The sequence below is a fragment of the Herbaspirillum sp. SJZ099 genome, assembly GCF_007828355.1.
In the GTDB taxonomy this organism is placed as follows: Bacteria; Pseudomonadota; Gammaproteobacteria; order Burkholderiales; family Burkholderiaceae_D; genus Herbaspirillum.
The window spans coordinates 1-24,647 of sequence record NZ_VIUO01000005.1; the positions used below are offsets into that span (position 1 = coordinate 1).

The 24,647-nt window shown below is 63.1% G+C and carries 26 protein-coding genes; 5 read left to right on the forward strand and 21 right to left on the reverse strand.

What is annotated here, in order from left to right; translation table 11 throughout:
* Positions 1 to 669 precede the first annotated feature (669 nt).
* Positions 670 to 1,635, reverse strand: a complete 966-nt coding sequence (gene ispH, locus FB597_RS12315; protein WP_144769697.1) for a 4-hydroxy-3-methylbut-2-enyl diphosphate reductase — start codon at positions 1,633 to 1,635, stop codon at positions 670 to 672.
* Between the two features lie 106 nt (positions 1,636 to 1,741).
* Positions 1,742 to 2,197, reverse strand: coding sequence for a peptidylprolyl isomerase (locus tag FB597_RS12320; protein WP_144769698.1), 456 nt, complete (start codon positions 2,195 to 2,197; stop codon positions 1,742 to 1,744).
* 125 nt (positions 2,198 to 2,322) lie between these two features.
* Between FB597_RS12320 and radC the strand changes: the two genes are divergently transcribed.
* From radC to rpmG, 3 genes are all read left to right on the forward strand, one after another.
* A complete protein-coding gene (gene radC, locus FB597_RS12325) occupies positions 2,323 to 2,997 on the forward strand; it encodes a DNA repair protein RadC (RefSeq protein WP_144769699.1) in 675 nt (224 codons plus the stop codon).
* 208 nt (positions 2,998 to 3,205) lie between these two features.
* On the forward strand, positions 3,206 to 3,442 hold the full coding sequence (rpmB, locus tag FB597_RS12330) for a 50S ribosomal protein L28 (RefSeq protein WP_006463730.1): 237 nt from the start codon (positions 3,206 to 3,208) through the stop codon (positions 3,440 to 3,442).
* Between the two features lie 24 nt (positions 3,443 to 3,466).
* The gene (gene rpmG, locus FB597_RS12335; RefSeq protein ID WP_008114372.1) at positions 3,467 to 3,634 is read left to right on the forward strand and encodes a 50S ribosomal protein L33; all 168 of its coding nucleotides are present in this window, start codon (positions 3,467 to 3,469) and stop codon (positions 3,632 to 3,634) included.
* A 196-nt stretch (positions 3,635 to 3,830) separates the two neighbouring features.
* Here the strand turns inward: rpmG and FB597_RS12340 are convergent, their stop codons facing one another.
* From FB597_RS12340 to FB597_RS12415, 16 genes are all read right to left on the reverse strand, one after another.
* Positions 3,831 to 5,027, reverse strand: a complete 1,197-nt coding sequence (locus FB597_RS12340; RefSeq protein WP_144769700.1) for an acyl-CoA desaturase — start codon at positions 5,025 to 5,027, stop codon at positions 3,831 to 3,833.
* A gap of 68 nt (positions 5,028 to 5,095) precedes the next feature.
* Positions 5,096 to 6,460 carry a mechanosensitive ion channel family protein gene (locus FB597_RS12345; protein ID WP_144769701.1) on the reverse strand — a complete coding sequence of 455 codons (1,365 nt, stop codon included), beginning with the start codon at positions 6,458 to 6,460 and terminating at the stop codon, positions 5,096 to 5,098.
* Between the two features lie 62 nt (positions 6,461 to 6,522).
* Positions 6,523 to 7,101 (reverse strand): phospholipase D family protein, encoded by a 579-nt coding sequence (locus FB597_RS12350; RefSeq protein WP_370454690.1) that lies wholly within the window; start codon positions 7,099 to 7,101, stop codon positions 6,523 to 6,525.
* Positions 7,098 to 8,354, reverse strand: a complete 1,257-nt coding sequence (locus FB597_RS12355) for an RsmB/NOP family class I SAM-dependent RNA methyltransferase (protein WP_141913371.1) — start codon at positions 8,352 to 8,354, stop codon at positions 7,098 to 7,100. The genes FB597_RS12350 and FB597_RS12355 overlap by 4 nt, the downstream gene beginning before the upstream one ends.
* 42 nt (positions 8,355 to 8,396) lie before the next feature.
* Positions 8,397 to 9,044 (reverse strand): phosphoribosylglycinamide formyltransferase, encoded by a 648-nt coding sequence (purN, locus tag FB597_RS12360; RefSeq protein WP_144769702.1) that lies wholly within the window; start codon positions 9,042 to 9,044, stop codon positions 8,397 to 8,399.
* A gap of 183 nt (positions 9,045 to 9,227) precedes the next feature.
* Entirely contained in the window at positions 9,228 to 9,626 is a 399-nt protein-coding gene (locus FB597_RS12365; protein ID WP_141913373.1) for a barstar family protein, read from the reverse strand.
* A gap of 110 nt (positions 9,627 to 9,736) precedes the next feature.
* Positions 9,737 to 10,132, reverse strand: coding sequence for a ribonuclease domain-containing protein (locus tag FB597_RS12370; RefSeq protein ID WP_144769841.1), 396 nt, complete (start codon positions 10,130 to 10,132; stop codon positions 9,737 to 9,739).
* 198 nt (positions 10,133 to 10,330) lie between these two features.
* Positions 10,331 to 11,530, reverse strand: a complete 1,200-nt coding sequence (locus tag FB597_RS12375; RefSeq protein WP_141913374.1) for a patatin-like phospholipase family protein — start codon at positions 11,528 to 11,530, stop codon at positions 10,331 to 10,333.
* Between the two features lie 94 nt (positions 11,531 to 11,624).
* Complete coding sequence (locus FB597_RS12380) at positions 11,625 to 12,383, reverse strand: 3-hydroxyacyl-CoA dehydrogenase (protein ID WP_144769703.1); 759 nt, start codon at positions 12,381 to 12,383, stop codon at positions 11,625 to 11,627.
* A 148-nt stretch (positions 12,384 to 12,531) separates the two neighbouring features.
* Entirely contained in the window at positions 12,532 to 14,574 is a 2,043-nt protein-coding gene (locus tag FB597_RS12385; RefSeq protein ID WP_141913376.1) for a sodium-translocating pyrophosphatase, read from the reverse strand.
* Between the two features lie 288 nt (positions 14,575 to 14,862).
* Positions 14,863 to 15,519 (reverse strand): adenylate kinase, encoded by a 657-nt coding sequence (adk, locus tag FB597_RS12390; RefSeq protein WP_141913377.1) that lies wholly within the window; start codon positions 15,517 to 15,519, stop codon positions 14,863 to 14,865.
* A 281-nt stretch (positions 15,520 to 15,800) separates the two neighbouring features.
* Positions 15,801 to 16,616 (reverse strand): 3-deoxy-manno-octulosonate cytidylyltransferase, encoded by an 816-nt coding sequence (gene kdsB, locus FB597_RS12395; protein WP_141913378.1) that lies wholly within the window; start codon positions 16,614 to 16,616, stop codon positions 15,801 to 15,803.
* A gap of 57 nt (positions 16,617 to 16,673) precedes the next feature.
* Entirely contained in the window at positions 16,674 to 16,862 is a 189-nt protein-coding gene (locus FB597_RS12400) for a Trm112 family protein (RefSeq protein ID WP_050469560.1), read from the reverse strand.
* Positions 16,843 to 17,883 (reverse strand): tetraacyldisaccharide 4'-kinase, encoded by a 1,041-nt coding sequence (gene lpxK, locus FB597_RS12405; protein WP_144769704.1) that lies wholly within the window; start codon positions 17,881 to 17,883, stop codon positions 16,843 to 16,845. Before lpxK ends, FB597_RS12400 begins: the two co-directional genes overlap by 20 nt.
* A 64-nt stretch (positions 17,884 to 17,947) precedes the next feature.
* Positions 17,948 to 18,373 (reverse strand): biopolymer transporter ExbD, encoded by a 426-nt coding sequence (locus tag FB597_RS12410; RefSeq protein WP_141913380.1) that lies wholly within the window; start codon positions 18,371 to 18,373, stop codon positions 17,948 to 17,950.
* Between the two features lie 9 nt (positions 18,374 to 18,382).
* Positions 18,383 to 18,988 carry a MotA/TolQ/ExbB proton channel family protein gene (locus FB597_RS12415; RefSeq protein ID WP_141913381.1) on the reverse strand — a complete coding sequence of 202 codons (606 nt, stop codon included), beginning with the start codon at positions 18,986 to 18,988 and terminating at the stop codon, positions 18,383 to 18,385.
* Positions 18,989 to 19,162: 174 nt separating this feature from the next.
* Here FB597_RS12415 and xseA point away from each other — a divergent pair, with 174 nt between their 5' ends.
* Both xseA and sodB read left to right on the forward strand, forming a co-directional pair.
* On the forward strand, positions 19,163 to 20,545 hold the full coding sequence (gene xseA, locus FB597_RS12420) for an exodeoxyribonuclease VII large subunit (RefSeq protein WP_144769705.1): 1,383 nt from the start codon (positions 19,163 to 19,165) through the stop codon (positions 20,543 to 20,545).
* 316 nt (positions 20,546 to 20,861) lie between these two features.
* On the forward strand, positions 20,862 to 21,440 hold the full coding sequence (gene sodB, locus FB597_RS12425; protein ID WP_141913383.1) for a superoxide dismutase [Fe]: 579 nt from the start codon (positions 20,862 to 20,864) through the stop codon (positions 21,438 to 21,440).
* Between the two features lie 73 nt (positions 21,441 to 21,513).
* On the opposite strand, the gene FB597_RS12430 is transcribed toward sodB, so the two are convergent.
* From FB597_RS12430 to FB597_RS12440, 3 genes are all read right to left on the reverse strand, one after another.
* On the reverse strand, positions 21,514 to 22,326 hold the full coding sequence (locus tag FB597_RS12430; protein WP_144769706.1) for an SDR family NAD(P)-dependent oxidoreductase: 813 nt from the start codon (positions 22,324 to 22,326) through the stop codon (positions 21,514 to 21,516).
* A 95-nt stretch (positions 22,327 to 22,421) separates the two neighbouring features.
* Complete coding sequence (locus tag FB597_RS12435; protein WP_144769707.1) at positions 22,422 to 24,038, reverse strand: L-lactate permease; 1,617 nt, start codon at positions 24,036 to 24,038, stop codon at positions 22,422 to 22,424.
* A gap of 166 nt (positions 24,039 to 24,204) precedes the next feature.
* Positions 24,205 to 24,531 (reverse strand): NIPSNAP family protein, encoded by a 327-nt coding sequence (locus FB597_RS12440; RefSeq protein ID WP_141913386.1) that lies wholly within the window; start codon positions 24,529 to 24,531, stop codon positions 24,205 to 24,207.
* Positions 24,532 to 24,647 lie beyond the last annotated feature (116 nt).

Genomic DNA, 24,647 nt, shown 5'->3' on the forward strand with positions numbered 1-24,647 from the left:
CCCCGTACACCATCGTGTAACCCAACGCGATCAGCGCATACATGCTCCCTAGCACCAAACCGTTGATGATCTGCTGGATGAATATGTCCATGAATAACTCTTTAATCTGAAATAACGAAAAACGCACATGCCGACGAGATTGCCGGCACGTCGCAAAAGCATGCGGATGAGCAAAATCCGTTCCCGCTTGCCGAGTGAAATGCATGCGTCTGTGCACAAGGCGGTGCGGCCTTCATAAAAACGCCGGCGCCTGCCGCTGTTGTGGACGCTGAATTCTTTGCGCGGGGGATGATTGGGTCGGGCTCAGCCGCTGCCGCTTCGGATGCGCGGGCTTCGGCGTTGCCTGGAATGCCGGATGCGTCGGCGCATGCCGACGGGCATATGGATATGCATGGTGGGGTCTCCCTTGTCTCCTGTTTGCGCCATTGTTTGGCGTCGTGCCCAGCCTGTTGGGGGGGCCTTGCGCGAGCCTGCCTGTTGGGTGGCCCGTCGATATTGGTGCGGAATTATACGCAGAACCTGCGCACAATCCAGTCAAAAAACGGCGCTGTTACATAAGAAATCCCGGTAAGACCAGTAAACTCCATCATTTTGATGCAGGAAATATCATCAAAATGAAAAAGGCTTGCATCAGCAAGCCTTTTTCCGGTTCTTTCATTGCCGCGCCGCTCAGGCGCTTTCCGCCGCAGGCGTCTTGCGCGCGCTCAGTCCCTTGGGCAGCGGGAAGGTGACGTTTTCCTCGATGCCTTCCAGCACGCGCACGCTGCGCGCGCCAATCTCCTTGATGCGTTCGATCACGGCCCGCACCAGCACCTCGGGCGCCGAGGCCCCGGCCGTCACGCCGATGCGCAACTTGCCTTGGACCCACTCGGGCTGGATCAGCGCGGCGTCATCGACCATGAAGGCGGGCACGCCCTTCTTCTCGGCCAGTTCGCGCAGGCGGTTGGAGTTGGAACTGTTGGGACTGCCGACCACGATCACCACATCGACCTGGGGCGCCATGAACTTCACGGCTTCCTGGCGGTTGGTGGTGGCGTAGCAGATGTCGCCCTTCTTGGGTTCGGTGATCGCCGGGAAACGCTCGCGCAGCGCCGCGATGATGTCGGCGGTGTCGTCCACCGACAGCGTGGTCTGCGAGACGTAAGCCAGCAGTTCCGGATCGGCCACCTGCAGGCGCCTCACGTCTTCCACGGTTTCCACCAGGTGCATGCCTGCTTCGGTCTGGCCCATGGTGCCTTCCACCTCGGGGTGGCCGGCGTGGCCGATCATGATGATCTCGCGGCCTTCGCGGCGCATCTTGGCCACTTCCATGTGAACCTTGGTGACCAGCGGGCAAGTGGCGTCGAACACGGCCAGTCCGCGCTCGGCGGCTTCGGCCTGGACCACCTTGGGCACGCCGTGGGCGGAGAAGATCACGGTACTGCCGGCCGGGACATCGGCCAGCTCTTCGATGAACACCGCGCCCTTGGCGCGCAGGTCCGCCACCACATAGGCGTTGTGGACGATCTCGTGGCGCACGTAGATGGGCGCGCCGAACTGCTGCAGCGCGCGTTCGACGATTTCGATCGCACGGTCGACGCCGGCGCAAAAACCGCGCGGCTGTGCGAGCAGGATTTCGGATTCCGCTTTATCCATGGTGGCTTCCTTGATTCAAAACTTGTCTACGGCGATAGAGCCGATGTTGGCTTCGGCCCGGAACCTGGTCAGCGCTTCAACTCTCGTCGAAATTTTGAAGAGGTTCTTACAGAACTCCAATGATTTTCACTTCAAATTTCAGCGTTTGACCGGCCAGCGGATGATTGAAATCGAAGACGGCCCCATCATCGTCGATCGCGCGCAGGATACCGGCAAAACGGCCGCCGCCGGGTGCGGCGAAATCGACCAGGTCGCCGATGCGGTAATCCTCGCCCATCGCCGAGTTTTCTTCCAGCGTGGCGCGCGAGATACGCTGGATCAGCTCGTCGCTGCGCTCGCCGAAAGCTTGCTCGGGCGCCAGCTCGAAAGTCTGGTGCGCGCCTTCCGGCAGGCCCAGCAGGCAGGCTTCCAGGAATGGCGCCAATTGCCCCTGGCCGAACTGCAGCGTCGCCGGATTTTCATTGAAGGTGCTGACGATATCGTCGCCATCCAGCGAAGCCAGGCGGTAATGCAGGGTGAGGTAGGCGTTGTCGGTGACGACCGGGACAGATGGGCTGGACATGAAAGGAAATCAGAGATGCTTGAGAACCCGTTATTGTAAGCCACGTTTGCTTCCAGCGCCGCCGCCGCACAGCGTTAGTCCGCCGCGGGCGCCGGCCCCTGTCCCCTGTTTTGTTGGTTTCAAAGATGGCAATAACTGATTGGCCCGAAGACCAGCGGCCGCGAGAACGGCTGATCCGCCAGGGTGCGGCGGCCCTGTCGGACGCGGAATTGCTGGCGGTGTTCCTGCGCGTGGGCGTGGCCGGCAAAAGCGCGGTCGACCTGGCGCGCGAGATGCTCCAGCATTTCGGCTCGCTGGATGCGCTGTTTGGCGCCGGGCTGAATGACTTTTCCCGGATCAACGGCCTGGGCCCGGCCAAGTATGCCCAGTTGCAGGCGGTCATGGAGCTCGCCAAGCGGGCGCTGGGCGAGGAACTGGAGGATGGCGCCCTGCTGAACTCGACCCAGGCAGTAGGCCAGTATCTGCGGCTCCTGTTCAAGAACAAGGCCCATGAATCGTTCGTGGTGTTGTTTGTCGACATCCGCAACCGCCTGATCGCGGTGGAAGAACTGTTTCGCGGCACGCTGAACCAGGCCAGCGTCTATCCGCGCGAAGTGGTGAAGGCGGCGCTTGGGCACAACGCCGCCTCAGTCATACTGGCGCACAACCATCCTTCCGGCGATCCGGAACCCAGCCAGGCCGACCTGGCGCTCACCCGGGCATTGAAAGACGCGCTGGCGCTGGTCGATGTGCGGGTGCTGGACCATTTCGTGGTGGCGGGAACACGCCCCCATTCCTTTGCCGAGCATGGGCAGATATGAATTTCCAAAGGCTTTTTCCTTGCACAACCCCTTACCGATCAATGGGTTATGACTGAAGGCGATGCCGCTGGCGACTACAGGCCAACAAATTGTTAAATAAATTAATTTACAATAGACACAATTGTTTTCCGCAAGTCATTGAAAAATCAATGTTTTTTCCTTATACTCACGTTTTTCCCAAATTCGGAAATTTTTAAGGAGCATCAACATGGCACGTGTCTGCCAAGTCACCGGGAAGGGGCCGATGGTCGGCAACAACGTTTCCCATGCAAACAACAAGACTAAGCGTCGCTTCCTGCCCAACCTGCAGAACCGCCGCATTTTCGTCGAATCCGAAAACCGCTGGGTTTCCCTGCGTTTGTCCAACGCCGGCCTGCGCGTGATCGACAAGATCGGCATCGATGCCGTTCTGGCCGATCTGCGTGCTCGCGGCGAAAAAGTCTAACTAGCAGAGTAAAGGAAATCTATCATGGCGAAATCCGGCCGCGACAAAATCAAACTGGAGTCGACCGCAGGTACCGGTCACTTCTACACCACCACCAAGAACAAGCGTACTACGCCCGAAAAGATCACGATCATGAAGTTCGATCCCAAGGCGCGCAAGCACGTCGAGTACAAAGAGACCAAGATCAAGTAATTGATCGTCCTCTCTTGATGAAGAACCCCGCCAAGGCGGGGTTTTTTATTGCCTGCCGCCGCCCTCGCGCATACACCCTGACCCTCCCCGGGCAGCGCGGCAAGCGCCCCAAAACAAAACCCCCGCGGACTTGCGTCGGCGGGGGTTTTATTTTCAGAGGCGCAAGCCGTCAGGCTTGCCCGCCCTCAGGGTCGGATCACGCGTAGCTGCGCAGGCGCAATGCGAATTCGCGCAGTGCCTTGATGCCGGATGCTTCGGCGCGGGCGCACCAATCCTGCAATTGCTGCAGCAGCTGCTCGCGGGTCGAGTGCGAACGTTCCCAGATCGCGCCCAGTTCGATGCGCATTTCATGCATCGTCTGCAGCGCCTTGCTGTGCGTGAACAACTCGGACAACTGTTGCTTCTGGCCGTCTTCCAGCTTGGCCGGCTCACGTTGCAGCAGCTTCTTGGAAGACTTCAGGAAGCGCGATTCCAGCTTGGCCTTTTCAATCAGGTGGTCCAGCTCGTCCTTCCAGGCATGCTTGAGGGAACGGGCGTACTTGGCGGTGACGTCGTAGCGGTTGGCGATGACCGACTGCAGCGTGTCGAAGTCGACCGCGGCCTTCTTGCTGTCGAACTTGGGCACCGGAGCCACTTTCTTCACCTTGGCCAGGCCAAAGGTTTCGAGGATGCGGATATACATCCAGCCGATATCGAACTCATACCACTTGGACGAGAACTTGGCCGAGGTGCCGAAGGTGTGGTGGTTGTTGTGCATTTCTTCGCCGCCGATGATGATGCCGATCGGAAACAGGTTGGTCGCGGCGTCGTTGCAGTCGTAGTTGCGGTAACCCCAGTAGTGGCCGATGCCATTGACCACGCCGGCGGCCCAGAACGGGATCCACGCCATCTGGATGGCCCAGATGGCCAGGCCGATGGCGCCGAACAGCAGCACGTTGATGATCAGCATGATGCCCACGCCCTGCCAGCTGTACTTGCTGTAGATGTTGCGCTCGATCCAGTCGTCGGGGGTGCCGTGGCCGAACTTTTCCATGGTCTCGGCGTTCTTGGCTTCGTCGCGATAGAGTTCAGCGCCTTCCCACATCACCTTCTTGATGCCGCGGGTCTGCGGGCTGTGCGGATCCTCTTCGGTTTCGCACTTCGCATGGTGCTTGCGGTGAATGGCGGCCCATTCCTTGGTCACCATGCCGGTGGTCATCCACAGCCACAGGCGGAAGAAGTGGCTGGGGATCGCGTGCAATTCGAGCGCACGATGCGCCTGGCAACGATGCAGGTAGAGTGTCACGCCCACAATCGTGATATGGGTCATCACCAATGTGTAAATGACAATCTGCCAACCGCTCGCGTGCAGCAAGCCGTTGGCAACAAAGTCGAGGATCGCATCTAAGGTCATCACTGCTCCAAAATTAGAAACCGCTATCGGATAACGAACTTGTTCCGTGAAAATGTTTTTATTTTCTTTTAATTTTGCTGCATTGTACGCGAATTCTTCTCGTCTGGGCTATCTGGCGATGGCGGAACAACAGTCGCGTCGCTCTGGCGGAAACTGCGTTCGTCCATGATCCGGATGTCGCGCTTGGCGTGCGCGACCTGGATTCCGTGCTCCTTGAATGCCTTCCAGATGGCCCGGTTGACGTCGGAAAGCACATTCAGGCGGCCGTTTTCCGGATCGGTGATCCAAAAACCCAGCTCCAGCTCCAGGCCATCGGCCCCGATCTTGATCAGCAGGGCCTGCGGCGCGGTCTGTTGAGATACCCGCTGCACCCCAAGTGCGGCCTGCTCCATGATAGACAAGACAGTTTCCACATCGTCCTGGTACAAAATTGTAAGCTGTGTGTACAAACGTATAATGCGGTGGGTCAAGGAATAGTTCTGTACCGGATTGGCCACAAACATTTCATTGGGCAACACCGATTCGATGCCGTCCAGCCCTTCCAGGATCGTATACCGGGTATTGATCTGAGTGACCTTGCCGAAATAGGTATCCACGGCAACCATGTCGCCGATCACCATGCTGCGTTCCAGCAAGATCACGAAGCCGGACACGTAGCTGCTGGCGATCTTTTGCAAGCCCAGGCCGATACCCACCCCAAGCGCGCCGCCAAATACCGACAGCACGGTCAGGTCGATCCCCACCAGCGACAGGCTGACCAGGAACGCGACCAGGATCAGCACCGCCTTGGTCAGGCGCGCCACCACCGTGCGCAGCGAGGAATGCATGGTGCTGACCTTCATCAGCCGGTTTTCCAGCACCGCGCCGATCCACAAGGCAATGATCAGGGTCACCAGCACCGAAGCGCCGGCTTGCAAAATCGTCAACAGCGATGCCTTGTGGCGCCCCAGGGGCAGTTCGGTGCGGTCGAGATAGTCGATAAAGTCCGGCCACAAGCCGGTGATGTAAAGCCATACGCAGATCCACACCAGCGTCGCGATGGCTTTTTCCGACAGGTGCAGCAAGGCCCCGACGGTGGCGTCCTTGACGAAGATGCTGCGCAACACATAGAACACGAAGCGCATCGCGACCTGGGCAATGGCCAGCGGAAACATGATTTCCCACAGCGATACCGGATGGCCGATGCGTTTGAGGCAGACATACGCGGCCGCCAGCAAGCCCAGCGCCAGCAGCGGCGACAGCACGCGGGAAAAGCTCTTGACGCCGATCTGCATCATCCGCGACTGCTCGTCGCCGCGCTCCAGCCCCAGGATCTTGCGCAGCCAGCGCGACAGCGCGATCCCGCCCAGCACACACAACAGGATGACAGCCAGTTGGCGCAGCACGTCCTGCGGCTGGTAGTCGGTGAAAAGGGAAAGGAAATGGTCGGTCATGGCTGGCCGGCTCGTTCAGGAAAGGACAATATGAAATCGGGTCATCATCGGCATCACCGTACTCACGGCGCCGGCTCGGCATCCTGGCGGTGGCGCTCCCAGTTGGCGGCGTAACGCGCGGCCAGCGGCGGATTCTTGCCCAGCACCAGGATGTTCTCGGCGTTCTTGTGCTGCGCCGACCAGGTGAAATTGAAACTGCCGGTAATCACCGTCGCCGATGGCAAGGCGGCATCGATCACGATCACCTTGTTGTGGGCGTTGCGATAACGCGTCTCCAGCCAGACCGGCACGCCGGCGCTGCGCAATTGCTGCAGGCGCCCGCTGGAATTCTTGTCGAGCTGGCCGCCATCCATCAGCACGCGCACGTCGACGCCGCGCTGGCGGGCCGCCACCAGCGCATCCGTAATGGGCCGGTTGGTCAACAGGTACGCCTGCACCAGCACCTGCCGGCGCGCCTTGGCCAGTTGGCCGACGATCAGGCCTTCGATATCGTCCCACGGCGCGAAAGCGGCCTGCTGCGTGCCTTGCGCGGCCATGGCCGGCGCCGCCGCCTGCCTGGCCAGGGCGGACGGAGCCGCCAGCAGGCCAGCCAGCAAAAACGGCGCCGCCTGCCGGCACAGGCGATCAAATGCCAGGATCAAGCGCGGCGCTCCAGCACGGCGGCGAAGAAACCGTCGGTCTGGTGCAGGTGCGGCAGCAGCTTCAGATAGTCGCCCATCTCCAGCACGACCTTCTGCTCGGCCAGCACCTCGCTCATGGGACGCAGCATGAAATCGGGGTGCGCTTGCAGGAACTCGGCGATCACCTCGTCGTTTTCCTCTTCCAGGAAGCTGCAGGTGCCGTACACCAGGCGCCCGCCCGGACGCACCAGGCGCGCGGCGCTGGCCAGGATGCTGCCCTGCTTGGCGCGCATCTCGGTCAGGGTGTCCACGCTCTGGCGCCATTTCATGTCAGGATTGCGGCGCAGCGTGCCCAGGCCGCTGCAAGGCGCATCGACCAGCACGCGGTCGATCTTGCCGGCCAGGCGCTTGACCTTGGCGTCGTTCTCGTGGGCGATCACCACCGGATGCACATTGGACAGGCCGCTGCGCGCCAGGCGCGGCTTGAGCTTGGCCAGGCGTTTCTCGGACACGTCGAAGGCGTACAGGCGGCCGGTATTGCGCATCAAGGCGCCCAGCGCCAGCGTCTTGCCGCCGGCGCCGGCACAGAAGTCCACCACCATTTCGCCGCGCTTGGCGCCGACGATCTGGGCCAGCAACTGGCTGCCCTCATCCTGCACTTCGATCGCGCCATCCTTGAACAACGGCAGGTTCTGCAGCGCCGGCTTTTTCAGCACGCGCAGGCCCAGCGGCGAATAAGGCGTGGGTTCGCAAGCCACCGGCGCCTTGGCCAGTTCTTCGATGACGCTATCGCGGTCGGCCTTGAGCGCGTTGACGCGCAAGTCCAGCGGCGCCGGACGGTTCATGGCATCGGCCAGCTCCAGCGTGGCGGCTTCGCCCACGCGCGCCACCAGCTTGTCGTACAGCCAGGGCGGCAGGTTGCTGCGCATCTGCGGCGCCAGCTGGCTGCGGTCGATCTGCGCCACGCGCGCCAGCCATTCGCCCTCGCCTTCCTGCAAGCCGCCCAACGACTCGGCGCCGACGGCGTCGGCCAGGCCCAGCAGCGCCATGCGGCGCATCATCGGCCCCACGCCGGATTCGGCGAAGTTGGTCAGCACCGTCTTGTTGCGCAACAGGCCGTAGACCGCCTCGGCGATCACGCCGCGTTCGCGGCTGCCCAGCTTGGGGTGGTCGCGGAAATAACGCGACAGCGTCACATCGGCCGGGCCGGTGAAGCGCAGCACCTCGCGCAGCAGTTCTTCGGTATGGGGAATGATCGCGGGAGGCAATCTCATGCTCGGTCCTTCAGATTCTAAAATGGGTAGGCTTGCAACGGCTCAGATTGCAATAACGGATGCGGCGTCGGCCGCGCCGACGGCGGCCGGCGCCAAACGCACGCGGGCGCCTTCCAGCACAAGACGCCCTTGGACGAACCAGTTCACGGCGCGTGGGTAGATGACATGTTCCTGTTCCAGCACGCGCTCGGCCAGCGCTTCTTCGCTGTCGCCCTCCAGCACCGGTACGCAAGCCTGGGCCACGATGGGGCCATGGTCCAGGTCGGGCGTGACGAAATGCACGGTCGCGCCATGCAGCTTCACCCCGGCGGCCAAGGCCTGGCGGTGCGTCGCCAGCCCGGGGAAACTGGGCAGCAGCGACGGATGGATATTGAGCATGCGCCCCCTGTAATGATCCACAAAAGGCGCGGTCAGGATGCGCATGAAGCCGGCCAGCACCACCAGGTCGGGCGCATAGGCGTCGATGCTGGCGCGCAGGGCGGCATCGAACTGGTCGCGCGCGGCGTAATCGCGGCTGGGAATGACCTCGGTCGGAATACCGTGCGCCGCGGCGAACTCCAGGCCGCTGGCGTCGGCGCGGTTACTGATGACGGCGGAAATTCTGGCAGGCCATTTTTCGGCCTGGGCGGCGCGGACGATGGCTTCCATATTGCTGCCTCGTCCGGAAATCAGGATGACAATGCTTCTCATGGTGTGCGCATTGTACCTGCTAGTGTCGCGTTGCACGCCTGGCAGAACCGATAAACCCGGTGGATTTGCCATTCTGGCTAGGCGCAAACCGCAGGATTTGCGACGCCGCCGGGGACGGGTGCGGCCGGCCGCCGATGTCCGCGCGGCCCGGCGGCGGCCGTGGCGAAAATGATTGATCCGGCTTTACTGGAAGGAATAAAAAACCCGGAACGCGATTTTCTTTTCGGCCCAGTAGTCGGCCGCGTCGCGGAAGACGTCGAGCAAGGTTTCGCGGGCCTCCTTGTCGAACTTCTGGGTATTGGGGAGTTGTTCCAGCACCACGACAAAGCCGGGCTGCTTGCCGGCCTTGTGCGTCAGGTCGGTCAGGCAATCGGCCAGCGCATCGAAATTCTTGCCGAAATGTCTCGGGAAGTGGAAGGCGCTGGCGATGGCGGTCAGCACTTGCTGCTTGGTGGTTGCCTCGGCGCAATAGGCATAGAGAAAGTGCTGCTCAAGACGAGCGGCCTCTTCCTGCAACTCGGTCACGCGGAAGGCGCGGATCGACTGCACTATATTTGGCGGCACCGTTTTAAACAAACTCATTGTCCCTTCCTATCCATGACGAGGTGGTGTGGTTACATCCCTGGCTGGCAGCCGGGCTTGCCGGCCCAGCCTGCTTGTGTTGCCCGAATTGCGATCGGACCGCATTCCGATCAGTCGCGAATCCGGCTGAACGTCTTGTAATGGTCGCTCGTGTAATAGTATTCGCCGGATGTTGCAGGATCGCCGCCGCTGATGATCCTGCGGGCCCCGCGATTGCGCGCACGCGGGGTTTTGACGGTGAATTCGTGATAATACCCACGCTTTTGCTTGGGTAAAACCCCCTCATAATTGCCGAAAACCGCACCATCCTTGGCGTATGGGAAGGGCCCGCCCTGGCGGATCAGCCCCATGGTCTGCTGGGCTTCGCGCGGCAGCTGGTCGAGCGAGACATCGGCGATGCCGCCCGGCTGCGGGCCGCGCGCCTGGACCGGCGCAGCCAGGACCAGTGCGGCCAGGAGAACCAGCCAGTACTTCAGGAAAAAGGATGAAATGATTCGGGCTCGCATTTTAATGATTGCAATAATATTAATTTTCAGCAATACGACATCGTAGATTAACGTTTTGCTTTCGGCTAAGCAACCATGACATTCACGGTTTCTTCACCCCGGAGCGAACCCACGGCGCGGCATCCCCTCGCAATCCGGCCTCAGGCGTTTTTCTCACCGACGGGTTAAATAAGAACATCCGGGCGGTCCGCCCCAAGCTCAGGCTTGGAGCGCCCGCGCCGTTTCCGGTTCAAAAAACGCCAGTACTTCATCGCGCTTGCCGTAGGTATCGCTCTCGCCCAGCGCAATCAGCTCACGCGTGAAGCTTTTCTCGAACAGCAGATACGATGCCAGCGCCGAACCGCGCGCCTCGGTGGCGCCGATGCCGCCCAGCAAGGTGCGGATCGGCCTGGGCAAACTGGCCACATGGCGGCTGGCGATGCTGTCGATGCGCTGCGACGGCGAAATCACCAGCGTCTCGATCGGCTTCAACGGCGTGCGGGCGCGCTGCTCGGGGGTCAGCACCGACAGCGTCTGGTTGACGCGGTTAGTGCGCTCGATATCGGCCGACAAACCGTCGAGGAAGATGCTCGACATCGCATGGCCCGCCACTTGCGCCAGGCTGGGATATTGCGGCGTGTTGGTGGGCGCATTTTCGCCCTCCTCGCCCATGCGCCCGGCGCCGATCACCAGCACCTTGGACGCGCCCAGGTGAATGGCCGGCGAAATCGGCGCGATCTGGCGCATCGAGCCGTCGCCGCAATATTCGCAGCGGCCGTTGATATAGACCGGGATGGCCGGGAAGATGAACGGAATGGCCGACGACGCCAACAGATGGTCGATGCCGATCTGGTCGCGGATGGCCAGCCGCTGCGTGCGGCGCCACGGCTCGATCTCGTCCTGGCACTGGTAAAACGTGACGTGCTGGCCGCTGGTGTAGGAAGATGCCGTCACCGCCAGCGCATGCAGCTTGCCCTCGGCCATCGCCTCATCCAGCCGCGGCAGGTCGAGCAGGCGGTGCAGCATGCTCACCAGCGGCGTGTTGTCCAGCAGCGAGTTGGGCGGATGGGCGCGCCATTTGCGCAACAACCAGCCGAAAGAAAACAGCGACAGCCAGCGCGCCCCCGAGCGCAAGATCCCCAGCGAATCGGCGCGGTAGACCTGCTCGACCTTGAAATTGGCCCAGACCGCCATCAGCTCGCGCACCGCCTCGCCGAAATCGTCGGCGCGGCAAGCCAGCGCGGTGGCATTGATGGCCCCCGCCGACGTGCCGCAGATGATGGGAAAGGGATTGCTGTGCACCGGCCAGCCGGACTCCAGCAAGATCAACGACAAGGCGTTGAGCACGCCCACTTGATAAGCCGCCCGCGCGCCCCCTCCGGTCAGGATCAGTCCTGTTTTATGTTCCGTTGACTCCATGCCAACAGCTTAGCAGCAGCCCCGCGCCGGTGGCGAAAAATGTTGGGATGCGATGCACAAATGACGGTTCATCATTTGCCCCCCCCCCCCCGCACTATTTGGGCGCCATGCGGATGGCGCCGTCCAGGCGGATGGTTTCGCCGTTGAGCATCACGTTCTCGATGATGCTCCTGGCCAGTTGCGCGTACTCGGTCGCCCGGCCCAGGCGCGGCGGGAAAGGCACGGCCTGGCCCAGCGAGTCGAGCACCTCCTGCGGCATGGCCAGCATCATCGGCGTTTCGAAAATGCCGGGAGCGATGGTCATGACGCGAATGCCGCTGCGCGACAGGTCGCGCGCCATCGGCAGCGTCATGGCGACGATGGCGCCCTTGGATGCGGCATAGGCGGTCTGGCCGATCTGGCCATCGTAGGCGGCCACCGAGGCGGTATTGATGATCACGCCGCGCTCGCCTTCTTGCGCCGGTTCCGTCCTGGCCATCGCGTCGGCGGCAAAGCGCGCCATGTTGAAACTGCCCACCAGGTTGATGTTGAGCGTCTTCATGAACAGCGCCATGGTGTGCGGCCCGCTCTTGCCGATCAGCTTCTCGGCCGGCGCGATGCCGGCGCAGTTGATGAGCCCGCGCACGGTGCCCAGTTGCTGGGCGGCGCGCACCACCGCCTGCGCATCTTCCTCGGCGCTGACGTCGCAGCGCACGAACACGCCGTTCAATTCCTGCGCCAGCTTGCTGCCAACCTCTTCATTCAGGTCGGCCAGCACCGGCTTGCCGCCTGCGGCCGCGATCATGCGCACGGTCGCCGCGCCCAGCCCCGACGCGGCGCCGGTCACGATGAAAACATTTCCTTCGATACGCATTGCGTCTCCTCGCTTTATTTTTCCAAATGGTTGCGTTTGGAGATTATGCAGCAGACGCCGCGCGGCCGACTATCCGCGCAGCGACAATCGGGGCAGTGACAATCGGGGCAGCGCTGAATCAATCCCACACGATGTGGCGCCCCCCGGCTCAGGTCGGCAACGCCGGCAGCAGCGGCACCAGCAGCAAGGCCACGATGTTGATGATCTTGATCAGCGGATTGATGGCCGGCCCGGCGGTGTCCTTGTACGGGTCGCCCACGGTGTCGCCGGTCACGGCCGCCTTGTGCGCGTCCGAGCCCTTGCCGCCGTGGTGGCCATCCTCGATGTATTTCTTGGCATTGTCCCAGGCGCCGCCGCCGGTGGTCATCGAAATCGCCACGAACAGGCCGGTCACGATGGTTCCCATCAGCAGCCCGCCCAACGCCGCCGGACCCAGCAGCATGCCGACCACGACAGGCACGATCACCGGCAGCAACGAAGGCAGGATCATCTCGCGGATGGCCGACGAGGTCAGCATGTCCACCGCGCGGTCGTATTGCGGCCGGCCGGTGCCATCCATGATGCCCGGGATCTCGCTGAACTGGCGCCGCACTTCGACCACCACCGCGCCGGCCGCGCGGCCCACCGCTTCCATCGCCATGGCGCCGAACAGGTAAGGGATCAGGCCGCCGATGAACAGGCCGACGATCACCGCCGGGCTGGACAAGTCGAAGGAAGTGCTCTTGCCGACGCTGTCGAGCGCATGGGTATAGTCGGCGAACAGCACCAGCGCCGCCAGCCCGGCCGAACCGATCGCATAGCCTTTGGTGACGGCCTTGGTGGTGTTGCCCACCGCATCGAGCGGATCGGTGATGGCGCGCACCGAGTCCGGCATGCCCGACATCTCCGCGATGCCGCCGGCATTGTCGGTGATGGGCCCGTACGCATCCAGCGCGACGATGATGCCGGCCATCGACAACATCGAGGTGGCCGCGATGGCGATGCCGTACAAGCCGGCCAGCCAGTAGGCGGCGATGATGGCCACGCACACCGCCAACACCGGATATGCGGTGGACTTCATCGATACGCCGAGGCCGGCGATGATGTTGGTGCCGTGGCCGGTGGTCGATGCCTGGGCGATGTGGCGCACCGGCTTGAAATCGGTGCCGGTGTAGTACTCGGTGATGTAGACCATCAGTCCTGTCAGCACGATGCCCACCACCGCCGAGCCGATCAGCGGCAGGCGCAGCTCGGGCGGCAGCATCAACCAGCTGGCGATCACGAAGCCGACCAGCGAAAGGCCGGCCGACCACCATAGCCCGGTATAGAGCGCCGACATGATTTTCTTGCCGGGCGAAGCCTTGACCATCGAGCAGCCGACGATGGACGCCAGGATCGACACCCCGCCCAGCACCAGCGGATAAAGGATGGCCAGCACTTCCATGCCTTTCAGCATCAGGCTGCCCAGCAGCATGGTCGCCACCAGCGTGACCACATAGGTCTCGAACAGGTCGGCCGCCATGCCGGCGCAGTCGCCGACGTTGTCGCCCACGTTGTCGGCGATCACCGCCGGATTGCGCGGATCGTCCTCGGGAATGCCGGCCTCGACCTTGCCCACCAGGTCGGCGCCGACATCGGCGCCCTTGGTGAAGATGCCGCCGCCCAGACGCGCGAAGATGGAGATCAGCGAAGCGCCGAAGGCCAGCCCGATCAAGGGCTTGATGGCGTCATGCAGGCTGGGCGCGCGCCCCTGCCCGTATCCGAACAGGAACCAGAAGAACAGCGTCACGCCCAGCAGGCCCAGCCCGACCACCAGCATGCCGGTGATCGCCCCGCCGCGAAAGGCCACATTGAGCGCCTCGTTCATGCCGCGCGTGGCGGCTTGCGCGGTGCGCACGTTGGCCCGCACCGACACGTTCATGCCGATGAAACCGCAGGCGCCCGACAGCACCGCCCCCAGCAGGAACCCGAGCGCGGTCGGCCAGCCCAGTCCGGGAATGAGTGCGATCACCACCAGCAGCACCACCCCGACCATGGCGATGGTGCGGTATTGCCGCGCCAGATAGGCGGACGCGCCCTGCTGGATCGCACTGGCGATATCCTGCATGCGTTCGTTGCCGGGGTCCTGCTTGAGAATCCAACTACGGGATACGAGGCCATAGATCACTGCGACGACGCCGCAGGCAATGGCAAACCAAAGGGCTGTAGCCATGCATGTCTCCTTTATTATCACGACTCATCAACAATCACGAACATCCGCCGCTGCCGCCGGTACAGGAACATGCCTGTTGCCGGCAACCGCCGCCGATACTGCGCCTGCAAATTGTGTCGCCCTTTTTCTTGGATTTCTTATGGTTCTACCGGGGCTGCCGCCGCCGCGCATGAACCTGCACGGTAGCGGTTGAAAAATTCAGTCCATCACTGATCTTGCCTGCCTTGCCACTATCGCGGCTGGTTCGCCGCGCGGGCATAAAAAAAGCGGACCGCAGTCCGCTTTACTTTACTCCGCCAGGGCGGCAAATGCACGATCCCTGATTTCTTCGACCGGGCCTACGCCGGCGATCTTGCGATACTTCGGCGCGCCCGGCTGGCCGGACTTGGCCCAGTCGCCATAGTAGCCGAGCAGCACTTCGGTCTGCTCGTGGTACACCGCCAGGCGCTTCTTGACGGTTTCTTCCTTGTCGTCGTCGCGCTGGATCAGGGCTTCGCCGGTGGCGTCGTCCTTGCCCTCGGCCTTGGGCGGGTTGAACTTGACGTGGTAGGTGCGGCCCGAACCCGGGTGCACGCGGCGGCCGCTCATGCGCTCGACGATGGCGCTGTCGGGCACGTCGATTTCCAGCACGTAGTCGATGGCCACGCCGGCTTCCTTCATGGCGTCGGCCTGGCGCGTGGTGCGCGGGAAGCCGTCGAACAGGTAACCGTTGGCGCAGTCGGGCTGCTGCAGGCGATCCTTGACCAGCCCGATGATGATGTCATCCGAAACCAATCCGCCTGCGTCCATCACCTTCTTGGCGGCGATGCCCAGTTCAGTTCCAGCAGCCACAGCGGCGCGCAGCATGTCGCCGGTGGAGATTTGCGGGATGTTGAATTTTTCCTTGATAAAAGTGGCTTGCGTACCTTTACCGGCACCAGGCGCTCCTAAAAGGATGAGGCGCATATCGTTTCCTAAATTGAGGTTTCTGAAATATTGAATGCTTGAATTCTTTTGCGATGGGATGGCGGTCGATACCAACCGTCTGGGCGGTTATGTCTCTTTTTGTGGCGCCGTTTGCATCAGCTCTGGACGAAACTTACCACAAAATCTTACCGAACCATGACAAACGCCCGATTTTTAAGCAGTCTCCAGCCTGTGATTGTGTCGCGCAAGTTTGACAAAAAACTTACAAAACACCCGCCCGCCAAGACTTTCCTCGGCAGTCGTTTTCGGCCTCGCGCACACTACAGGGAGGAAATGGTCTTCACCAGCGGACTGTCCGGCGGCGCCTCGAAATGTTTGCGTACACGCAACAAATCTTCCGGCGTATCCACGCCCGCTTCCGGCACCACCGAGGTCACATGCACCGCGATCGAATGGCCGTGCCACAGCACGCGCAATTGCTCCAGCGCCTCGATGCGCTCCACCGGCGAGGCCGACAGCGTCGGGTACAGTTGCAAGAACTTGTTGCTGTACGCGTACAGGCCGATATGGCGCAGCGGCGCGTAATCGTTGGCATGGTCGGCGCCATGCGCCTCGGGCAGCACTTCGCGCGACCTGGCGAAGGCATCGCGGTGCCAGGGAATCGTCGCGCGCGAGAAATACATGGCGCAGCCGTCCTTGTTCAAGACCACTTTCACCACGTTGGGATTGAAGGCATCGGCGGCCGTCTCGATGGCATGGGCGGCGGTCGCCATCGGCACGCCGGCCTTGATATGGCCGGCAGTGGCGGCGATCAGGCCGGGATCGATCAGCGGCTCGTCGCCCTGCACGTTGACCACCACCGCATCATCGGCCAGGTCCAGCGCAGCGGCCACCTCCGCGATGCGGTCGGTCCCGGAAGGATGGTCGGCGCGCGTCATCGCCACGTCCACACCGTGCTGCCGGCAGGCGGCATGGATATCGTGGTGGTCGGTGGCGACGATGATGCGCGCGGCGCCCGACAGCGCGGCGCGCTCGGCCACGCGCACGATCATCGGCTTGCCGCCGAGGTCGGCCAGCGGCTTGTTGGGCAGGCGCGTCGATGCCAGGCGCGCCGGGATGATGACGGTGAAGGACATGGGCTTGGAACGTATTGTTGGCGACTTCAGAGGCGCACAGCAGGCGGCCGGACCGGTTCAGGCGGCAGGCGATATCGGAGCGGCATTGATGTCGCGCGCTTCATCGGCCCACATGATGGGAATGCCGTCGCGGATCGGGTAGGCCAGCTTGTCGCCTTTGCAGATCAGTTCCTGCGCTTTCTTGTCGTAGTCCAACGGGCCCTTGCAGATCGGGCAAACCAGGATATCAAGCAGTCGGGCGTTCACGGAGTTTCTCCACTATATGTTCAGCCAGCGCGCCGTCGATGCGCGCCGATACGGGCACGACCCAGATGCGCGGGTCGTTTTGGATGGCCTCGATAGCCCTGCATTTTACTGCATCCTTCTCCGTCACCAGGATGACATCGGCCTGCAGGCCGGCGAAAGGATTGGCGGAGAAGTCATAATGGTCCGGCAACGGATGCTCGGCAAACGCCAGGCCGGCGCCGCGCAGGGTGGCGAAGAAACGGCCGGGATTGCCGATGCCGGCCACCGCGGCGATACGCACGGTATGCGCCCCGCCTGCGCCGATGTCCGCCAGCGGACGGCGCACGGACGGCGCGGCCAGCTGCACGGCCTCGCCGGCTTCCAGCCGCATCGCGTAACTGCCGGCGGGCGCCGCGCTGCCGGCCGGCAGGTTGGCGACCGAAAAATCCCGGCGGCGCGAAGCCGGCTCGCGCAGCGGGCCGGCCGGCAACAGCCAGCCATTGCCGGCGCCGCGCGCATCCGACAGCACGATCTCGATGTCGCGCGCCAGCGCATAGTGCTGCAAGCCATCGTCGGACACCAGCACATCCACCTCCGGGTGCGCTGCCAGCAAGGCCCGCCCCGCCGCCGCCCGGCGCCGCCCGACCACCAGCGGCACGCCGGTGCGCTGCACGATCAGGAGCGGCTCGTCGCCCACCTGCGCCGCGGCCGAGCCTGCCAATACTTGCGCCACTGCCCCGGCGCCGCCGGCGCCATAGCCGCGCGACACCACGCCCGGCGTGTAGCCGGCGGCGCGCAAGGCTTCGATCAGCCAGATGGCGAACGGCGTCTTGCCGGTGCCGCCGACAAACACATTGCCCACCACGATGACCGGCACCGGCAGGCGTTCGACCCGTTTGAGCCCCAACGCGAACAACGCGCGCCGCAACGCCGCCAGCGCGCCGAACAGCAGCGACAGCGGCCACAACAGGCAAGCCAGCGGCCCGCGGCTTTGCCAAGCGCGGGTCAGGATGGCTTCGGCATTGCGGTTGGAGTCGGCCATATTCGATGAGTTTGATGATCGCGGCAGGCGCCGCGTCGCACGCTTATTTCTTACTTCTTACTTATTATTTATTGCTGGACTGCGCGGTGAACGTCACCTTGGGGAAGCCGGCGATGCGCGCCGCCTCCAACACATTGATCACGGTCTGGTGCGTGGCCAGCGCATCGGCGTTGATGATGACCACCGGATCGCCCTTGCCGCTGCCCTTGAGCGCGGCCTGCATTTCATCGGCCAGGCCCTGCGCGTCGCGCGCCGAAATACGGTGGTTGTTGATGGCGTAGCGGCCCTGCGCATCCACCGCGACATTGATCTCGAACGGCTGCTCCAGCGCTTTTTGCGCATCGGCGGTGGGCAACGTGATCTGCAGCGCGGTGAACTTGCTATAGGTGGTGGTCACCATCAGGAAGATCACGATCACCAGCAGCACGTCGATGAACGGGATCAGGTTGATCTCCAGGTCTTCGCGGGGGCGGCCTTTGCGGAAATTCATGGCGGCCTCTTAGCGGCGCACGTCGTGCACGATGTCGACGAACTTGACCGCCTGCTGCTCCATGTCGACCACGAAACCGTCGACCAGCGCGCGGAAATGGCGGTAGAACACCAGCGCCGGCATGGCGATGGCCAGGCCGAAACCGGTGTTGTACAGCGCAATGGAAATGCCGTGCGCCAGTTGCGCCGGATTGGTGCCGGCGGCGTTTTGCGACGCGAAAATCTCGATCATGCCGACCACCGTGCCGAACAAACCCATCAATGGCGCCAGCGAGGCGATCGTGCCCAGCGTGGTGAGGAAGCGCTCCAGCCGGTGCGCGGCGGCCTGGCCGGCCTCTTCGATGGCTTCCTTCATCACGTCGCGCGGAGCATCGACATTGCGCAGACCGGCGGCAAGCACCTGGCCCAGCGGGGAATTCTGCTCCAGCTTGTCGATTACGTCGTCGTTGACGCGGCCGCTCTGGTAGACGCGCACCACATCGCCCAGCAACTCCGGCGGCAGGATCCGGGCGCGGCGCAGGTAGACCATCCGTTCGATGATCAGCGCCAGGCCGATGATGGATGCGATCAGCAAGGGCCAGATCGGCCAGCCGGCGGCGAGGATGATGGCGAGCAAAACGAACTCCTGTAGGGGGAAGAAAACGGATACGGGTGCAGAATGTAGCCTGTTGCGGCGCTAGGGGCAAGCGCAACCCGGCAGCCGCAGGCATTACGCAGACGTTACGCCGGCCTTATGCAGGCTTTACAATGCGGGAGACATTTTATCGCCCTATATAAATAGCCGCCCGCCATGCCCGCCGACAAGTATCCCCCCTTCCGCCCCGCCCAGCCCGCCGCCGGCGACTCCGGCCCGCCGGTGCTGACGGTGTCGGCCCTGAACCAGTCGGTGGCGCGCGTGCTGGAACGCACCTTCCCGCTGATCTGGGTCGCGGGCGAGATTTCCAACTTCACCCGCGCCGCCTCCGGCCACTGGTATTTCAACCTCAAGGACGACGGCGCCCAGGTACGCGCCGTCATGTTCAAGGGCCGCGCCCAGTACGCCGGCTTCACCCCGCGCGAGGGCGACAAGGTCGAGGTGCGCACCCTGGTCACGCTGTACGCACCGCGCGGCGACTACCAGCTCAACGTGGAAGCGATCCGCCGCTCCGGCGTGGGCGACCTGTACGCGGCCTTCCTGCAACTGAAAGAAAAACTGGAGCGCGAAGGCCTGTTCGACCGCGCCGCCAAGCGGCCGCTGCCGACCTTCCCGCGCCGCATCGGCATCGTCACCAGCCCGCAGGCGGCGGCGCTGCGCGACGTGCTGACCACGCTGCGCCGCCGCGCGCCGCATGTGGAGATCATCCTTTATCCGACCCCGGTGCAAGGCGATGGCTCGGCCCGGCGCATCGCCGCCGCCATCGACAGCGCCTCCGCGCGCGCCGAATGCGACCTGCTGCTGGTCTGTCGCGGCGGCGGCAGCATCGAAGACCTGTGGTCGTTCAACGAAGAGGTGGTGGCGCGCGCCATCGCCGGCTGTTCGATGCCGGTCATCTCGGGCGTCGGCCACGAAACCGACTTCACCATCGCCGACTTCGCCGCCGACTTGCGCGCCCCCACCCCGACCGCCGCCGCCGAGCTGGCCGCGACGGCGCGGGAAGACTGGCTGGCCGAACTGCGCGCCCACGCCCAGGACCTCACGCGCGCGCTGCGCCGAGGGCTCACGGAAAAAGCCCAGACAGTCGACTGGATGTCGCGCCGGCTGGTCAATCCGGCTGCCTACATCCAGCATGAGCGCGTCAAGCTGCTGGCGCTGCAGACCCGCCTCTCGCACGCCACCCGTGTGCCGCTGACGCAGATGCGCCATCGCCTGCAGCAGTTGTCCAGCCGCCTGGCGCACCAGTTGCCCGATACCGCCCACGCGCGGCGCGACGTCTGCGACCTGGCGCGCCGCCTGCATGGCGCACTGGCCGCACAGCAGTTGCGCCAGCGCCAGGCGCTGGCCGGCCTGAATGCCCAGCTCGAACTGCTCAACCCGCAGCGCACGCTGGAACGCGGCTATGCCATCGTCACCGACCGCCAGGGCCGGGTGCTGCACTCGCCCGCCGAGCTGTCGGCGCGCAGCCAGATTACCGTCAGGCTGGCGCAAGGCAGCGCCGAGGTCGATATCGCCGGCGTGCAGCCGCGACTGGACTGAATCAACAAACCCGGCCATTCGACTTTTTTCTCATAAGCTTTTTCCGGCCGGCGCAATGCCGGCGCGGCCATCCGGAGCCATTTATTTTCATGGATGGGCTGGAACGTCCGGCCGCACGGGGCATCTACCGGATTCGCTGCCGCCGCCGTCGCCGCCGCAATAACAATAACGATTCTTATTTACAAGGTATCCAGCGCCGGCGCGGATTTGCAGGCAATTGACCGAGTGCAAAGAATCTTTATCCGCTTTAGAATCACAGGTTCGGAATAGACCCTCGGTAATACCCGATACACCAACAAGACTGAAAGGATTCACCATGGCACATACCCTTCCGGCACTGCCTTACGCCCTGGACGCGCTGGCGCCCACGATCTCCAAAGAGACCCTGGAATACCACTATGGCAAGCACCACCAGACCTATGTGACCAACCTGAACAACCTGATTCCGGGCACCGAATTCGAAAACCTGTCCCTGGAAGACATCATCAAGAAGTCCTCCGGCGGCATCTTCAACAACGCGGCCCAGATCTGGAACCACACCTTCTACTGGAACGGCCTGACCCCGAAGGGCCAAGGCGCTCCGAGCGGCGCGCTGGCTGACGCCATCAACGCCAAGTGGGGTTCGTTCGACGCCTTCAAGGCCGAGTTCACCAAGCAAGGCCTGGCCAACTTCGGTTCCGGCTGGACCTGGCTGGTCAAGAAGGCCGACGGTTCGCTGGACATCGTCAACACCACCGGCGCCGGCACCCCGCTGACCACCGACAGCAAAGCACTGCTGACCGTGGACGTGTGGGAACACGCCTACTACATCGACTACCGCAACGCCCGCGCCAAGTACGTGGAAGCGTTCTGGGGCATCATCAACTGGGACTTCGTCGCCAAGAACTTCGCGTAACCGGCGCCGCCTTTCCAGGCACAAAAAAGCCACGCTTCATCGCGTGGCTTTTTTACGCCTGCCGGAAACGCGCTTACTCCGACGGCCGGGTCGAGGTCAACCCCGTCGGCGGGCCATCGATCGCGGTCCAGCCGCCATCCACCGACAGTGAACTCCCCGAGATGTAGCTGGCTGCATCCGATGCCAGGAAAGCCACTGCCGAACCGACTTCGGAAGGCTGGCCCCAGCGGTTCAATACGGTATGGCCGGCATAAGTCCTGAAGATGTCCGCACGTTCCTTCAGCGGCGCGGTCAGGCGCGTTTCGATGATGCTCGGCATGACGGCGTTCACGCGCACGTTATACGGCCCCATCTCGGCGGCGAAGGCTTTCACCAGTTGGGCGATCCCGGCCTTGGACGCGGCATACACGCCCAGGCCCGGCTCGATGGTCACCGCACGCATCGACGAGCAAGCGACGATGCTGCCGAAACCCTGCTTCATCATCGGGCGGCCGAAGCTGCGGAAGAAATTGAACGCGCCCTTCATGTTCAGGTTCATCACTCGGTCGTACTCCTCCTCGGTGTAATCGACGATGAGCTTGCGAATGTTCAGCGCCGGCGTGCTGACCGCGATGTCGATCTTGCCGGCTGCCTTGAGCGCGTGCTGCGCCAGCGCCTCGATCTCGGCGCCATCGGCCGCGTTGATTTGCCAGGCTTCGGCCTGGCCGCCGATGGCGACGATATCAGCCGCCGCGCTTTGTGCGCCGGCCAGGTCGGCATCAGCGCATATCACGCGCGCGCCCAGGCTGGCGATGGCTTCAGCCGAAGCGCGGCCGATCCCCGAAGCGGCGCCGATTACCACCGCCGACTTGCCGCCGAGGTCGAACAGTTTCTTGTAGTCCTGCATGAATTGCTCCCATCGATGAAGCGGCCGGTGCGCCAACGTTTGCCGGCATCGGCCGCTTCGGTTAAACATCAACTGCGATTATTGCGTGATCCCGTTCACAGCATCCACGACAGCACCGACGTGGATTGCAGATAAACCAACACCGCCATCACCAGCAGCAGCGACAGGCTCCAGCCGATCACCTTGCGGAAGATCAAGCCTTCCTGCCCGATAATGCCGACTGCCGCCGCGCCCACGGCCAAGCTCTGCGGCGAAATCATCTTGCCCAGCACGCCGCCCGAGGCATTGGCCGCAGCCAGCAGCGCCGGCGACAATCCGGTCTCATGCGCCGCCGCCACCTGCAGCGCGCCGAACAGGGCATTGGCGGAATTATCCGATCCCGTCACCGCCACGCCGATCCAGCCGATCACCGGCGACAGGAAGGCGAAAGCCGATCCGGTGCCGGCCAGCCAACGCCCCAGGGTGCCTGTCTGGCCGGAGTAATTCATGATAAACGCCAGCGCCATCACGCACAGCACCGTGGGCACTGCCCAACGCATCTGCACCAGGGTCTTGCCGTAAGTCTCCAGCGCCTGCGACGCCGACACCTTGAGCATCATCGCCGTGATGGCGCCGGCCAGCAGCAATAGCGAACCAGCAGCCGACAAGGTATTGAGCGTAAACATCGTACCCACCGCCTTGCCATCCTGCGCGCTGATGGCCAGCCCCGGCCAGGCGAACTTGAAGGTACCCAGGCTCAGCCATTTCTGCACCACGCCGAACTGCACCATGGTGAAGATCGCGATGATCAGCGCATAGGGCGCATAGGCCAGCAGCATCTGCTTGCGCGAATGGCCGGCGGCAAGATTGCCGGCATTCCTGGTCACGTCGTTCTGGAAGGCGCCGGCCGGCAGCTTCACCGGACGCCAGAATTTCAGCAGCACCACCACCGCCGCGGCCGAGGCCAGCGCCCCCACCACATCGGCCAGCACCACCGAGAAGAAACTCGCACTGGCCCACTGCGCAATGCCAAAGGAAAATCCTGCGGTAACGGCCGCGATCCAGGTCTGGCTCAAGCCGCGCTTGCCGTCCATGATCCAGATCAGCACCAGCGGTACGAAAGCGGCCACCACCGGCGTCTGGTGGCCCACATGACGGCCCAGCTCTTCAAATGGGATGCCCGTCACCTGCGCCAGCGTGGTGATCGGCACCGCCAGGGCGCCGAAGGCCACCGGCGCGGTATCGGCCACCAGAGCGATCACGGCCGCCTTCAGCGGATGCAAGCCGATCGCCACCAGCATCGCGCCGGCGATCGCCACCGGCGTGCCGGCGCCAGCCAGCGCCTCGATCAGCGCGCCGAAGCTGAACGCGATCAGGATAGCCTGGATGCGCGGGTCGTCGCTGATCAGCGCAAAGCTGTCGCGCAGCACCGCGAAGTGGCCCGATTTCACGGTGAGGTTATACAGCCAGATCGCGTTGACGATGATCCACAACACCGTCAGCACGGAAAACACCGCGCCATACGCGCCGACATTGAATACCACCTCCAGCGGCATGCGGTACACCCCCCCCCCCGCAACCAGCCCGCAAATGAGCAACGAAATCGCCGCCGACAAGTGCGGAGAAATGCGTAGCCAGCCCAGCATCACGAACATCGACAATAGCGGCAGCATGGCAAACAGGGCCGACGCGAACAGCGATCCGTTCACCGGATCGTAGATTTGTTGAAACATGGGTCTCCTCCAATGGATATGATTTTTAAGCGCCCAGACAACGGCTTCTCATGGCCGTCTTGCGATCGGTATCGGCTGCGCTTGCCCGTGCGGCGTCAACAAGGCGCACCGGCGCGGCAGGCGTTCAAATAGGTGGATCGTTTTCTCAGGGATGCTCAGGAACGCATCAGGGATGCTTGAGCGGTGCGAAACTGGCCGGCGTCATCAGCTGGTTTTCCTGCGAAACCAGATAACCCGCCTCGGCCGACATCTTCAGGTAGGCCGCCCATTCCGGATCGGACTGCAGCCTGTCGCGCCGCGCCTGGCGGTCGGCCGCATCTCGGTACACCCAGATATGCGTATAGCTGTTCAAGCGCCCCGACTCGGCCACCAGGTAAGCCAGCGGCTCGCCCAAGTGGCGGCGCTGGATATCGAAACCGTTCTTCTCATACAGTTCCAGATGTTTTTTCAGCGTGCCCGGACGGGCGGTATAAGTACGAACATCAAGCAACATTTCTCATTTCCTTTTTTCAGGGCGAGCGCATCCCGCGAATGCAGGGCATGCGTTCGTCATCGACTTGCACGGATTGAATCCGGGGGCGCGCAGGGAACCGACGTGCCATGCGCATA